At 39.1% G+C, this 14,594-nt stretch carries 10 protein-coding genes and 1 pseudogene; 9 read left to right on the plus strand and 2 right to left on the minus strand.

The genetic code is table 11. The annotated features are described in order from the left end of the window. Window positions 1–97: 97 nt before the first annotated feature. The gene (locus FD12_RS07090) at window positions 98–1,243 is read right to left on the minus strand and encodes a helix-turn-helix domain-containing protein (RefSeq protein ID WP_056982348.1); all 1,146 of its coding nucleotides are present in this window, start codon (window positions 1,241–1,243) and stop codon (window positions 98–100) included. Window positions 1,244–1,360: 117 nt separating this feature from the next. On the opposite strand from FD12_RS07090, the gene FD12_RS07095 reads away from it, so the two are divergent. Further along, entirely contained in the window at window positions 1,361–2,884 is a 1,524-nt protein-coding gene (locus FD12_RS07095) for an alpha-N-arabinofuranosidase (RefSeq protein WP_054748986.1), read from the plus strand. A 92-nt stretch (window positions 2,885–2,976) separates the two neighbouring features. On the opposite strand, the gene FD12_RS07100 is transcribed toward FD12_RS07095, so the two are convergent. Further along, window positions 2,977–3,852 carry an AraC family transcriptional regulator gene (locus FD12_RS07100; RefSeq protein ID WP_054748985.1) on the minus strand — a complete coding sequence of 292 codons (876 nt, stop codon included), beginning with the start codon at window positions 3,850–3,852 and terminating at the stop codon, window positions 2,977–2,979. Between the two features lie 152 nt (window positions 3,853–4,004). Here FD12_RS07100 and FD12_RS07105 point away from each other — a divergent pair, with 152 nt between their 5' ends. The 8 genes and pseudogenes from FD12_RS07105 to FD12_RS07140 form a co-directional block, all read left to right on the plus strand. Next, window positions 4,005–6,002, plus strand: coding sequence for a beta-galactosidase (locus FD12_RS07105; RefSeq protein ID WP_054748984.1), 1,998 nt, complete (start codon window positions 4,005–4,007; stop codon window positions 6,000–6,002). A gap of 53 nt (window positions 6,003–6,055) precedes the next feature. Continuing rightward, window positions 6,056–8,278 carry a beta-glucosidase gene (locus tag FD12_RS07110; RefSeq protein WP_054748983.1) on the plus strand — a complete coding sequence of 741 codons (2,223 nt, stop codon included), beginning with the start codon at window positions 6,056–6,058 and terminating at the stop codon, window positions 8,276–8,278. 152 nt (window positions 8,279–8,430) lie between these two features. Beyond that, window positions 8,431–9,711 (plus strand): MFS transporter, encoded by a 1,281-nt coding sequence (locus tag FD12_RS07115; RefSeq protein ID WP_056982349.1) that lies wholly within the window; start codon window positions 8,431–8,433, stop codon window positions 9,709–9,711. A gap of 51 nt (window positions 9,712–9,762) precedes the next feature. Then, window positions 9,763–11,097, plus strand: a complete 1,335-nt coding sequence (locus FD12_RS07120) for a glycoside hydrolase family 30 protein (RefSeq protein ID WP_054748981.1) — start codon at window positions 9,763–9,765, stop codon at window positions 11,095–11,097. A gap of 224 nt (window positions 11,098–11,321) precedes the next feature. Then, window positions 11,322–11,672, plus strand: coding sequence for a hypothetical protein (locus FD12_RS07125; RefSeq protein ID WP_054748980.1), 351 nt, complete (start codon window positions 11,322–11,324; stop codon window positions 11,670–11,672). A 198-nt stretch (window positions 11,673–11,870) separates the two neighbouring features. After that, a complete protein-coding gene (locus tag FD12_RS07130; protein WP_054748979.1) occupies window positions 11,871–13,364 on the plus strand; it encodes a hypothetical protein in 1,494 nt (497 codons plus the stop codon). A gap of 13 nt (window positions 13,365–13,377) precedes the next feature. Beyond that, entirely contained in the window at window positions 13,378–14,388 is a 1,011-nt protein-coding gene (locus FD12_RS07135) for a hypothetical protein (protein WP_056982351.1), read from the plus strand. An 11-nt stretch (window positions 14,389–14,399) separates the two neighbouring features. Further along, window positions 14,400–14,594, plus strand: a pseudogene (locus FD12_RS07140) (hypothetical protein); the annotation flags it as partial.

The following is a 14,594-nucleotide window of genomic DNA, read 5'->3' on the forward strand; positions in this document are numbered from 1 at the left end:
TAGCGTTTGTCTCAGTTTTCCTACGCCGCTTTTAGAGATCTCAAACAGTTTCTTAGTAAGTTAATTGCGCAGTGATCAAAGCACTATCTGAAGCTGACTATACTTTTCCATACTGCTCACGAAAAGCAGTTGGTGTCATTTGAGTAATTCGCTTAAATACCAAGCTGTAGTGGCTGGAGGAGGAATAGCCATAATCCGTAGCCACAATACTAATGTCATGATCAGTATAAATTAGATCACGTTTGGAAGCAGTAATCTTTTCTTGTTGAATATAATCATTTAGAGTTACCCGTTGAGTGTTATGAAATAGCCGTGATAAATACGGCTTGGATACTTGGCAGTAATCAGATAATTGTGACAAACATATTTTTGAATGCAGATGGGTCTGAATAAATATTTTACAACGTCTGACGATTAAATTGGTCGGCTTGTTATCTTTTTTTAGCTTATTGTCATGAATAAGTTGGGTATATTCTTTTTTTGCCCTTAGAACCACGGTAACAATCGAGGGTTCATCTTCAGAGGTTTCCACTGAACGGATGTATTCGTCATTAATGGAAAACGACTTCTCGTAATCCAAACCACCTTTAATTGCTGCCCGAGCAATTAAAGCCAGGTCAACAATTGCTAAATTTTTAAGAGAACGGAGTTTAGTTGGTCCTAATGTAGGAAAACGGCCATCATATACTTCGTGCAAACTATCATCTAATGCTTTAAGATCTCCCTCTGAAATGCTGGTTAGTTCCCGAACCTCTTGATCATATGGGTTATGAATGAATTCTTGTTCTTGGTTATTAAATAAGTTTTGAGTTAAGGAATCGTCAATTTTTTTGGCGATTTTTTCGTATAATCCATTTTGTTCAATGACATCAGAAGCAATTAGATCTGTATCACTAATGATATTTTGTAACAGGCAGATAAACTCACAAAAGTCATTAAGGTCTTTATTTATTGAATTTGACTGTTCAACAGTAGTAGACAGCTTAAACGGGCCAATGAGATAACGAGCTTTTTGGTTGAAAACAACAGCGATAATTTGGTGTGAATTAAAGTAACTAAGTTTTGGCGATGCGTTTACATTGGATTTCAGCAATTGATGTAATAGAGGTTGGTTATTAATTAATACATCCTCGTAAGGTTTATGTCCCCAGTATTGTACAAAGCCATCTTGATCAAATATTCGAATTGGAGTGTGAAGCATTCTAACCAAAAAATTTAGGGTTGATGCAACGGCAACTTGCATAATGGGCTCCCTTCTTGATAACGAGTTATGACAATTTTTTGACAAAGACGTTAATATTCTTATATTAAAGCGCTTTCAATCATAATAACATCTAATTCGTAAGGAGGTAAGCTAAAAATGAAAGTTATGATTGATACAAACCAAATTCAAGGGACCATTAGTCCATATTTGCATGGTCAATTTGTAGAATTCTTAGGGCATGGAATTACAGATGGTATTTGGGTTGGTAGAGAGTCTGATATTCCCAATATCGATGGTCTTCGAGAAGGAATTGTAGATGCTTTGGCAAAATTAGCGCCACCGGTGGTTAGATGGCCAGGAGGGTGTTACGCCGATACTTACCACTGGCGTGATGGAATCGGGAAGCCAGAGAACCGGCCAACAACCTACAATGAAAATTTTGGAACCTACGAACAAGATCAGCATCAATTTGGGACTGATGAGTTTATGCACTTTTGTGAATTGATTGGTGCTGAACCTTGGTTAAACATTAACCTGTTAAGTGGGTCAGTCCAAGAAATGAAAGAATGGATGGAGTATTGTAATCGAAAAGAGACCACCAGCCTTTCTAATGAACGGAAAGCAAATGGTCATCCAGAACCATATAATGTTCAATTTTGGGAAATTGGAAACGAAGCTTGGGCTGGTGGTGGGTTTATGACACCGCAAGATTACGTCCGAAAGTATCGACAGTACTCCTCAGCTATGCCAACTTTTAAGCAAAATATATTTGATAAGTCCAAGATATATAAGATTGCCAGTGGTCCTGATGGCAATAAGCCACTTGAAAGGATTAATTGGACTAGGGATCTATTAAATGAAATTTCGAAATATCGGCAACCAGAGATCAATGCGTTAGACCTGCATTTTTACAATTGGAATCTCGATAGCGATACTGATATGCCAACTTCTTTTCAGGAAGATGACTGGTACCGAGTTATTAAGGGTGCACGAGAATTAGCCCTTGTTATTGCTGAGCAAAAGCAACTAATTAAGGATGGTTTAGAGAAGATGCCAGTACCAGAATCCTCAATGGATCAACAGCTCCAAAAGATTGATTTAATTGTGGGCGAATGGGGGATTTGGCATAAAGCGTCTTTTATGGCCAAACCAGCCCTGTTGCAGCAAGTGACTATGAGGGATGCAATTGCTACAGCAATTTCCTTAAATATTTTACAAGAGAATTGTGAAAATGTCTCCATGGCTTGTGTGGCTCAAACGGTTAATGTGCTGAATTCACTAATTATTACTGATCAGGACAAGACAGTTTTAACCCCTAACTTTGATGTGTTTATGATGTATAAGAAGTTTCAGGGTAGCCGACTAGTCCAATATCAAACAAGGGAAAAGAATCAATTTGTGGATATTTTTGCAGCAATCCAAGACGAAATACTTACTGTTTGTTTGATAAATAGTCACATCAATAGTAAACAAGTTGTTCAAGTGGATTTTCAGCACCTGGCAAAGGGAATATTTGCTGAAAGATTAGTTGCAGATGACGTTACAGATTATAATTCAGCAGAGCATCCAAATACTGTTCGCACAAAGCAAATTTCATTTACGGATAAAATTAGTACAATGAAGGAATTTGACTTGCCAGCAGCATCAATTAATATATTTCAGTTTAAATTGATTAAATGAATTTAAAATAATAAGGAATTAGTTCGATTAAAATACCAGCTTATCCAAATCCTTCTAAAAGTTATCCATATATGTCCATAAAGCAAATCCTTTTATGACCCATTCTTAGTTCGCCATTGACGAGGAGACTCACTGTTCCAACGCTTGAACTGCCGGCTAAAGTTAGCTAGATTAGTATAACCAAGAGCGGTGCTAATATCACTAATTGAATATTGTGGTTTCATAAGTAGCTTTTTGGCTTCATTAATTTTTAGCCGAGATAAATATTCTCGTGGAGAAATTCCATAGGTTTTTTTAAAGACATGGAACCCATAACCGTCACTAATCCCGACTTGATTGATTGCCTGCTCTACTAATCCAGTGCCTTCATTGCTAAGGTAACCATTTTTTATATAACTAATAACTTGATCAGTTACTGTGTTTTTTAGGAAGTCAGCAATAATTCGGGAATATTCCGTTGAAGTTAAAGAATCTGAACTGGTTTGTTGCATAGTCGCATTGTAAAAGAGTTGTAGGATTTTGGAAAGCTCAATCTGAATAATCATCTTGGTGTTGAAATCGTAGTTAGCTTTATGAATGAGCCCATCTAAAGTCTGTAAATGAGGAGTCAGATCCTTGCACAACGAGGATTGAGCAGGGTGGTAGTATGCCAATCCGTGAATTAGCTGAACTTTAAGCTTGGGATCATCAATGTCAAAATGAAAACAGAAGTAGGTTAAATCTTTACCAGCCGACATCTTGTGAATGAACTCTGGTGGAATTAAGAAAAAGTCTCCTTGGTGTAGTTCATAATCACGATGTTGAATTTGAATGTTTTCGATGCCTTTAATGATGTAGATGCATTCAAATGCATAGTGTTTTTCGATTGGAACTGTCCAATTATTTGCAACTTTTTGTTCATGTGCACCAAAGAAGGTCAAATTCCAATCGATGACAGGTAATCGATTGGCGTTCTTAAGGAAGTCCATGATTTTCTCCTTTTAAATTTAAATTAGATTCATTATATGTCATATTTGGATAATTACAAGTTTGATTAGGCGATATATTTTTTATCCTAATATTGTATACTGAAGACTGTTTAGAAAGCGCTTACTAAAGCGAAAGAATCAGGAGGCTTTACATGTCATTTAAAAAGATTCTTTATGGAACGGCTTATTATTATGAATATCTTCCGTATGACCGTCTTGACGAGGATATTAAAATGATGCTTGCAGCGAAAATAAATGTAGTCCGTATCGGCGAAAGTACGTGGAGCACATATGAACCAGAAGATGGCAAGTTTGATTTTTCAAAATTAGACAAAGTCTTAGATGCAATGCACAAAGCTGGTATTAACGTCATTGTTGGTACGCCAACTTATGCAATTCCTAGTTGGTTGGCACGTAAATATCCTGAAGTAATGGTCCAAGTATCTGGTCATAGGAAGGCTTACGGTGCTCGTCAAATTTTTGATATCTCTAATCCTATTTTTCTAAAATATGCTGACCGAATTATTCGCAAGATGATTAGTCATGTTGCCAACCATCCCGCTGTTATTGGCTATCAGGTTGATAACGAAACTAAGCATTATGGGACATCTAGCAGTAACGTTCAACAAGGATTTGTACAATTTATGAAACATCGCTTTAATGGAGATTTGGATGCATTAAATCAAGAATTTGGATTAGATTACTGGAGTAACCGTATTAACGCATGGGAAGATTTTCCCTCAATGGACGGAACGATTAATGGGAGTTTACAGGCCGAATTTGAGCAATATCGTCGTGATTTAGTTAACCAGTATTTGAAATGGCAAGTTGAGCTGGTTAATGAATATAAATTATCAAATCAGTTTGTAACTCATAACTTTGATTTTGAATGGCGCGGGTATTCCTACGGTATTCAACCAGATGTGGATCATTTTAAAGCTAGTGAGCCATTGGATTACGCTGGGGTTGACATTTACCATCCATCTCGTAAGCACTTAACTGGAGCAGAAATTTCGTTTGCTGGCGACGAAATGCGAACGCTCAAGAATGATAATTATTTAGTTCTAGAAACTCAAGCCCAGGCTTTCAAACAACAAGTTCCATATCCCGGACAATTGAGACAGCTTGCTTTTAGCCACATTGCTTCAGGGGCTAATATGGTTGAATATTGGCATTGGCATTCCATCCATAATTCCGCTGAAACCTATTGGAAGGGCATCTTGAGCCATGATTTTCGTCCTAACCCTGTTTACAACGAGGTCAGTCAGACGGGCGCTGAGTTAGATCGATTGTCACCACATTTGGTTAATTTGAAATCAACCGCTGAAGTTGCATTCTTAGTTAGTAACCAAAGTCTCACTGCAATGAAAAATTTTCCATTTTCTGATAAGCATAATTACAATGATGTCTTTCGATCTTTGTATGATGAATTTTATAAATTAAATATTCATACTGATATTTCTGATGAACACCATATTAATCTTAGCAAGTATAAGTTAGTCGTTGTGCCACTACTATATAGTATTAGCGATCAATTTCTTGAAAAGTTGAATGAATATGTCAAAAACGGTGGTCATGTTATTTATACATTTAAATCTGGTTTCACTGATGAACATGTCAAAGTGAGGACTGTTCCCCAGCCAGGAATCATTAGTGAAGCCTGTGGCATTCACTATGAACTGTTTGTAGATCCTGATGGCTGTGAGCTAGTCCCAGAAGATAAAACAATCAGTAAAGAAAGTGATCTGGGCTTAAAGGATTGGATGGAATTATTAATTCCTGACACGGCACAAATCATTGCAAAGTATGATGATCCAAACTGGAAAGATTATGCCGCAATCACTAAAAATAAATTTGGACAAGGCTCAACGATCTACATTGGATGTTATCCATCACAAGGAGTTCTTCGTCAACTTATCAAAAATTATGTAGATGAACTCGGAATACAAAGAACTGAAGAAACTTTTCCGATCATTATTAAGCAGGCTAAAAACGAGCTGGGTAAACAAATCACCTTTTACTTTAACTATTCCAGTCAAAAGCTAACTATTCAAGATATTAAGGCGGGGACTGAATTAATTAAGGATCGTCAAGTTTCCGGGCAAATTAATATCGATCCATGGGGAGTATTGGTGGTCGAGGGTCAGTAAACACTCTGAAAGTGGTCAAACAAATGATTAACTAATAAAAAGAAGGAGAATTAATGAATAATCAAGTTAGTACTATCTTAAATAAGTTAACGGTTAGAGAGAAAGCATCGCTAGTAAGTGGTAAGGAGTTTTGGTACACAGAGCCAATCGATCGTTTAGGAATCAAAAGTATCATGATGACTGATGGTCCTTCAGGATTAAGAAAGCAAGCTGATACCTCGGATGCTTTAGGCCTTAATAAAAGTGTTGAGGCTGTCAGCTTCCCTGTTTCCGCTTTAACGGCAAGTTCATTTGATCGCGCACTCTTAACTCAATTGGGAAAGCATTTGGGAATCGCTGCCAAGGCTAATGATGTTGCTGTTTTATTAGGCCCCGGAATTAATATGAAGCGTAGTCCCTTAGCTGGTAGAAACTTTGAGTATTTTTCAGAAGATCCGTTGGTGGCTGGAGAACTAGGAAGTGCTTATGTAAATGGTGTTCAATCCGAAAATGTTGGTGTCAGCTTAAAACATTTTGCGGCAAATAATCGGGAGAATCAGCGCTTTACAGTTTCTTCAGACATGGATGAACGGACATTAAGGGAAATTTATCTGTCAGCATTTGAAAATGTTGTTAAAAATGCTCATCCGGCCACTTTGATGTGTTCATATAATTCAATTAATGGTTCTTTGAATTCTGAAAACAAGTGGTTATTAACTAAAATTTTACGTGATGAGTGGGACTTTCAAGGCTTGGTAATGTCTGATTGGGGCGCAGTTGCCGATCACGTTAGGGCGATAAAAGCTGGTTTAGATTTGGAAATGCCAGGGAAAGGAAAATCGTCTATTAATGAAATTGTCGATGCAGTAGAGAGTGGTATGTTGGCCGAATCTGAGTTAGACAAAGCTGCTCGACGGGTATTGAATCTGATCCATACCTATAGTAAAGACAGCAATGATGCAGTAAATTATCAAAAGGAAGAACAGCATGAATTTGCCCGCAAAACGGCTGAGCAAAGTATGATTTTGTTGAAGAATGAGGATCAAGTATTGCCGCTAAAAAGCACCGATACTGTTGGAGTGGTTGGTGAGTTGGCTGCCAAGCCTCGCTACCAAGGTGGTGGCAGTTCTCACGTAAATGCATTTAAAGTGACTACCCCGCTGAGTGTTGTTCAACAGATCAATCCTGATTACCAGTATGCTCAAGGATATACATTGAAAGGTACAGATACAAAAGAATCACTGTCCGATGAAGCAATTGAATTGGCAAAAAACGTCAATAAAGTTATTGTTTTTGCGGGTCTCCCTGAAGAAGACGAATCAGAAGGCTTTGATAAAGTACGAATTGATCTGCCTGAGAATCAAAATGAGTTGATTAAAAAACTCTCGGAAGTTAATCCCAATATTGTGGTGGTTCTTCAAAATGGTTCTGCAGTAACAATGCCTTGGATTAAGAACGTTAAAGGTGTCCTTGAAACATACTTGGCTGGCGAGGCAGTGGGCGAGGCTACTTGGAATATCCTAAATGGTGTCGTTAATCCAAGTGGTAAGCTGGCCGAAAGTTTCCCACTTAGTATCAAAGATACACCAACATATGGAACTTTTGACGTTAATGAGAAGCATGAGAAATACCGCGAAGGATTGTATGTTGGTTACCGCTATTATGATATGAAACAAATTCCAGTGTTATTCCCATTTGGTTATGGCTTGAGCTATACGACATTCAAATATGCAGAACTAAAAATTAAAGAGTTGGAAGAACAGCAAGTAGAAGTTCGCTTTAAGATAACCAATACCGGTAATCAAGCTGGACAAGAAATTGCTCAAATTTATGTTCGTAATCGTGCCAGTTATATTGAAAAGCCGTTTAAAGAGCTTAGAGGTTTTACCAAGGTTGAATTAAATACAGGAGAGACCAAAGAAGTTGCAGTAACCTTATCGAGGCGAGCTTTTAGTTGGTACAATGAACAAACATCCTCATGGCAGGTTGATAACGGTAACTATGAGATTTTAATCGGGAAATCATCAGCTGATATTGAACTTCAGTCAAGTCTTACACTGAACTGGTCAACTAATGATAAACCAATTATTGATCGGGATACTTATTTTGCAAACATTATTGCTCGCAAGGATCTGGCTAAGGCTTTGGCTGAATCTGGCTTAGATAAGTTGATGGGTCAGCTTCAACCTTCCGCAGAGAATGCTCAATTATTAGAAAACATTCCACTACGTTCTGCAGTCATGCTCGGTGCAAGTTCTGAACAAGTTGATAAATTTATTAAGCTAGCTAATCAATAAATTGTTTTCTGATTCCATAAAGCAAAGATTGATTCATTTGTGCCCATAATAGTTTGATTTGAAATAAGACTTGTTAAATTGTTAAAAATGAAAGCGTATCCAGAAGCATCCATTATTGCAAATTTTTAATTCTAAAAAAGAGGAAAATGACTATGAAAAAACAAGTAAAGGCGTCTGTTGAGTCAATCAACAACGAACCGGATATTAATAAGATGAGTAAGGGAAATCGAATTAGATTCTCACTAAGTTTCTTTGTATTTGCCCTTCTGTGGATGGGTGGGCTAGCAATCGTTTCAGCGGTCTTGCTTCCACAGCATTTAAAAGATTTGGTTGGTCCTAATGCCTCAACGGCAATTTTTGGTGTACTTAATGCAGCGACGGCAATTGCTTCGTTAATTTCTAACCTACTATTTGGAAATCTTTCTGATCGAACACGTTCTGTATTTGGCCGACGGACTCCTTGGGTTGTTGGTGGTGGTTTGGTCGGTGGACTTTCATTATTCTTGATTGGTGTTTTAAGTAATGCTTGGGCGATTGGTATTATGTACTGTATTTGTATGTTTGGTTTGAATATGATGATTGCGCCAGTAATCGCTACCTTGTCAGACCGAGTACCTAATGATATGCGTGCAACAATGTCGGCCTTCATGTCAGCAGGAACTACCGTTGGAACTTCAATGGGAACCTTAATTGGTGCGCGGTTCATTACGATTCAATTACCAGGATTTATCATTGCTGGAGTCTTAATGGGTATTGCTGGAATTTGTACGGTTATTGTTTGGCCAACAGAAAAATCATCAAAAGATATGCCTCCTGTAAAGGGTGGGTTTGGTGAACTGATTGCGTCATTCAGACCACCAGTTAAAGGTGCTCGTGATTTCTGGTTAGCCTTTGTTGGACGAACTTTATTGATTTTCAGTTACTACATGATTTTAAATTATCAGTTGTATATCTTGGAAAGCTTCATTGGTCAAAGTAAAACATCTGCTGCAGCCACTATTTCCGTAATGTCAGTGATTACGATGGTTGTTGGGTTGGTTGGCTCAATTGCCTCAGGGGCAATCTCTGATTTTTTTGGTAGACGAAAGTTGCCGGTAATTGTTGCTTCCGTGCTATTAATTATTGGTTACTTACTGCCATGGATTATGAAATCACCCTCGTCAATGATGCTATTTGCTGGGTTTGCCGGCCTAGGTTACGCAGTTTATGGAGCCGTTGATCAAGCGCTGAATGTGGATGTTTTACCTTCAAAAGAAGAAGCTGGAAAAGATTTAGGAATTTTGAACATTGCGACTACCTTGGGACAAATGGCCGGCCCAATTGTTACCAGTATCTTGGTCGTCAGTGGCGGATACAATTTGGTTTTCCCAACAGCTATTGCCTTCGCCTTTATTGCTTGTATCTTCATTCAAATGATTCGTTCCACAAAATAGTCTAGAAATTATTATAACTAGTTTTAAGATGAAATTTATGAGGAGGATAAAATGATTAAATGGATTGAGAGTACCCAAAATGCTTATTTACAAACAAAAGATCCTGAGTCTATCAATGCTGCAGGATCAAACGATCTCCAGTTAACTGGAAAAGAGCTTCAAACTATACGAGGATTCGGTGGTTGTTTCAATGAATTAGGTTACCTACCTCTTAGTACGTTGAATGATGATGAACAACAAAAAATTTATAAGGACCTCTTCTCCCCTGATGAACTAAATTTTTGCTTCAATAGAACACCAATCGGTGCCAATGATTTTGCAGAGCAATGGTATAGTTATGATGAACAAGATGGTGATTATGATCTTAAGAATTTTTCGATAGGCCATGATCAACAAACATTAATTCCTTATATTCAAAATGCAAAAAAATATCAACCAAATCTGCAATTATTTGCTAGCCCATGGACCCCGCCCACTTGGATGAAATTCCCCAAGGCCTATAACTTTGGCAAAATTGTGATGACTCCTGAAAATTTACAAGCTTACGCTAATTATTTTGTAAAATATATCAAGAGTTATGAACAACAAGGTATTCATATTAAGCGAATTTGCCCACAAAATGAGGTATTTGCGGATCAAAAATTCCCGTCCTGTGTTTGGAGCAGTGATGATCTAAAGGTATTTATTCGTGATTATCTCGGACCAACCCTTGAAAGATCAGGTCTTGATACCGAAATTTTCTTAGGAACGTTAAATGGTCCTGAAGATATGTCATTCACCGCTACAGGTGTGAAACTAGATAATTATAATCGTTACGTTGATAATATTTTATTTGATGATGAAGCTCGTAAATACATCAAAGGGATTGGTTATCAATGGGCTGGCCAGCACGCTATTGAGAGAACCCATGAATCCTGGCCGGAACTTGAGCTGATTCAAACTGAGTCTGAGTGTGGTTTTGGCGAAAATGGTTGGGATTATGCTGAATATGTTTTCCATTTAGTCAATCATTACTTTACTGCTGGCGCAACGGCATATACCTACTGGAATATTATTTTAGGAGATTCAATTAGTACCTGGGGATGGCATCAGAATTCAATGTTCTCAATCAACTCTGAGACACATGAAGTTACTCGGAACCCTGAATATTATGTTATGCGGCATTATGCGCATTATGTAAAACCGGGTGCTAAAGTATTGGAAACCACTGGTCATTTCAATTCAATGGGCAAGGCCTTCCGTAATCCTGACGGTGAAATTGTTGTGGTTGTTCAAAATGCGTTGACTCGTGAATTACCATTTACATTTGCTGATCCTGAGAATGCTGACAATAGCCTTAAAGTAACGTTGTCTCCAAATTCATTCAATACGTTTGTGATCAAATAATTAACTTAAATTAAGTAGCTCTTTTTACAACCCGTAATTTCTGGTGTAAGAAGGGCTTTTTCATTTACTTCACTCAATTCCCAAAGTTGCAATGAATTGAGCGGGGGTGCGATATGTGGTTTACTGTAGGTGATCAGAGAAATTAATAAAGATTCATTTAGTCTTGGCTGGAACATTTTATTAAATTTGAACTTATTGATATTAATATTAAGGGGGAATTTCCGATGAGAATCGATATTATCAAACCATCACTCATGACTGGCAACGGGGAAGTGGCCGTAAATGGTTTTTCGTCATCTCAAAATAATTGGGTCGATACTGGCGCTGAGGAAGATTTAAACACTTATGATTGGTCGAAACCGCTGGTTGGCTGCACTGCCACGCTATTTTTCTATACTGTAAGTGACCGTAACCACTTTGTTGACCAGCTGTTGGAACTCGACGGTAACGTCAACGGACTTGGCTTAGAGCTTGCCGACGGAAATAAATACACGTTGGAAACGGCCGCAGGGATGGTTTCCAAACATGGCTATGATGCTGGCGTGGATGTGCGGGGGCAGCTGTATAAGGGGTAGGATTTATCCTCCTAATAGCCCGTTACCAAATAACTTTTTGAATTAACTGTTGAATTTTGATCCATTGCCAATTAATATCTTTCATTTGTGACCCAGAAACTGACTAAGTTAGAATTCCTAATAGATCTAACCATCACAATCATCTATAATATAGGAAACTTATCCGAAACCTCACAATTTAAAGTAAAGGAACTTAGCATGCACACAACTCTTCAAAAAGAACTTCGCAACATTCTTAACGCCACTATTTTAGGTGGGAACATGAATCATCCGCTGGCCGGTTGGTGGATCTTGACAATTTTGCGCGGCAATACGCAAAATGCCGATACACCAATTACCGCGGATTTTTTATTGCAGCAATTTAACATTAATTATTTGGACCGTGACGAAAAACCGATCGCTACTGAAGTGTTTAAAAAAATTTTGGACCGGTTGACTGCTGCCGACATGATCGAAAAGAGCCAACACAAGGTCCGCGAGCAAATGCACAACGGGACCCGGCACATCAAAACAACGTACATTTACCGAATTAATTCCGTTGGCCTGAGCTTTATGAACGGGCTGCAAAAAGCCGCTGATTCACAATCCATGGCAACTGCCAACGTTGACCGGATCGATGAATATTGTCAGTTGGTGAACGAAATTTATGCCAGGGATAACGATGCCGAAACTAGCCGTCTGTTTAACCATTTTGGTGTCATGATCGATGCGTCCCAAGATGTTCTCAAGGGGATGCACAAATTGGATGCTGATTTGTCAGACTTGGCCAACGACATTTCCTTTAACCATGGCAGCGAAAATGCGGAAACGTTACAAAAATTACTCAAAGAGCGGGCGATTCCTGCGTTTATTAAGATGATCAATACGAGCAGCAAAGTTCAGCACATGGTGTTTGATCTGGAATATTCGCGTCGGATTGCTGCCAGTAAACAAGGTAAGGATAGTATCGACCTTGACCAAATGCTGGGGCGCGAAGATAAAATGGCCATCGACTTTAAAAATACCCGTCAGGTGATCCAGGCCAGCCTTGAACAATTAAATAATAGCTTGGAAAGTACCAGCAATAAAATTGATAACAGTGTTGATTCTGTTTATATGCTATATGACACGATCAGTCGGACGATTCGCCTGCTGGTTCGTGAATATGAGCACAGTCAGCAACAACAACTCGACGTTAAGGAAATGGTCAGACAGTTGGATGACCTAATGGCGCATTTCGAAGATGTTCACTTTCCACAAGCCTTGCCAGTTCATTTGGCAGATGACCGGGATGAAGATGACCCCAGTGATTTACTTGACGCTGTGAGTTTGCGGCCGGTCAATTACTTGATCGATAATTCAATACGTAATATTGCGACTGAAGATGAAAATCCTGACGTGGCGGATGATACTTACGCCGATTCTGGCTGGAATCAGGGTCTTACTGATTTTAATCGGGTGATGCAGACCGATAGTGCCGGCAACGCAAAGATTGATCACAATTTAGAATTCGATAGCCAACTTGCCCGAGATGAAGTGGCTCGGTTGTACACTGCCTTGTCTTATGACCAGTTGAATGGATTTGCCCCGTTTGGCCGCCAAGTTATCGCAGTGGAACCGATTAAAACCAGTGATCAAATCAAGTTACACTGTCACGGTGAACGGTATAGTGTTTATTTGCCGAGTGGGTTTGCCGTTAAGTTCGCAAAATAGTTGGAGGAAATCAATGGAATTAGGAAACACAGAAAAAATGATCATTAATCGCCTACTTGATCAGGAGTTATTCACGAGTACCCCAGAACCAACGACCACCAAAGTGACGATCAATGCTATTCGGGCGTTTAAACAGGGCTATAAGCAGCGCCGCGTTTACCATTTTTTTGACCATTTGATCGGCACCCAGCCGCTCAACTACGGTAATAATTTGGTTTTGTTAATTGGTCCAGGCGAGCTGAGTGATGCTGAAAAACATGTGTTGCTGGCGACCCTCAAAGCGGTCATCAGTTCACCAGAAATGGATGGGTTGGCTTCCGACATGGTGATTGATTCGCAAAGCATTATCCAGCAGGTTCACAGTGAGGTCGTTGAGCTCGATGAACCAACGATTTATGGGATTATCGATGATATCTTTGTTAAACGCTTTGGTCTCTTTACACCGGACTATCCGGAGGGCGACGAAGCCAGCCGGTCCGAAATCATGGACCCATTCTGGGACATCAATCCCGATTTTATAAGTATCACTCATGAAATGATTGAATATATGAGCCATCCCCAAGACACCGGCAACTTGACCGAGCGTCAACGGGTGAATCGGGTGTTGCTTAGATTTAGGTACCTATCTCCGCACCGCTTTCCGGAACTCTGGCCGCAATTGGTTGCCAATAAGGAACAGTTGATGGCCGACTGGGCGCCACTGGAGCGTTTTCGGTTGGAGTGTGGCGAAGATTATGCCATTTTGCTGGATAATCAACAAAAGAAGAGTGAAGCTAAACCATTGATCGTCGCAATCGCTTTGGCTAATCGACTTCATGACCCAATCAAGAAAACCAAGTTAACACCCAAAATTCGTGAAGTGACCAAGGAACTCTTTCCTGGAAGAACGGTTAATCCTTCTGATGTTAAGAAAGGGTTGCTGGAGAATGCCTTGGTATCTGAAAATGGCAACTATTATCAACCGACACCGGTTGCCAAACGTTTTAATGCGACTGCCGATGTTGAACAAGAAGTATTTGAATAAGGAGTTTATTTATGAATAACAGCACAAAGCTGATTCCAGTTTCGTTTCATTTAAGAAATTTCAATTTGTATCGCAGCTTGGACGTTCCCGTTTCTTCTAACGGCAACATTGCCCTGGTTGGTGAAAACGCCGTGGGTAAGACGACTTTGGCTAAGAAACTGTTTGAGATCTCTAAAAGCGGCGTAGGAAAACTGAGACAAACGCTA

This window comes from Lentilactobacillus rapi DSM 19907 = JCM 15042 (assembly GCF_001436255.1).
Taxonomy (GTDB): Bacteria; Bacillota; Bacilli; order Lactobacillales; family Lactobacillaceae; genus Lentilactobacillus; species Lentilactobacillus rapi.

Coding starts and splice junctions, on each gene's coding strand:
- FD12_RS07090 (WP_056982348.1), bottom strand. CDS start 1,243: ATGCAAGTTGCCGTTGCATCAACCCTAAATTTTTTGGTTAGAATGCTT.
- FD12_RS07095 (WP_054748986.1), top strand. CDS start 1,361: ATGAAAGTTATGATTGATACAAACCAAATTCAAGGGACCATTAGTCCA.
- FD12_RS07100 (WP_054748985.1), bottom strand. CDS start 3,852: ATGGACTTCCTTAAGAACGCCAATCGATTACCTGTCATCGATTGGAAT.
- FD12_RS07105 (WP_054748984.1), top strand. CDS start 4,005: ATGTCATTTAAAAAGATTCTTTATGGAACGGCTTATTATTATGAATAT.
- FD12_RS07110 (WP_054748983.1), top strand. CDS start 6,056: ATGAATAATCAAGTTAGTACTATCTTAAATAAGTTAACGGTTAGAGAG.
- FD12_RS07115 (WP_056982349.1), top strand. CDS start 8,431: ATGAAAAAACAAGTAAAGGCGTCTGTTGAGTCAATCAACAACGAACCG.
- FD12_RS07120 (WP_054748981.1), top strand. CDS start 9,763: ATGATTAAATGGATTGAGAGTACCCAAAATGCTTATTTACAAACAAAA.
- FD12_RS07125 (WP_054748980.1), top strand. CDS start 11,322: ATGAGAATCGATATTATCAAACCATCACTCATGACTGGCAACGGGGAA.
- FD12_RS07130 (WP_054748979.1), top strand. CDS start 11,871: ATGCACACAACTCTTCAAAAAGAACTTCGCAACATTCTTAACGCCACT.
- FD12_RS07135 (WP_056982351.1), top strand. CDS start 13,378: ATGGAATTAGGAAACACAGAAAAAATGATCATTAATCGCCTACTTGAT.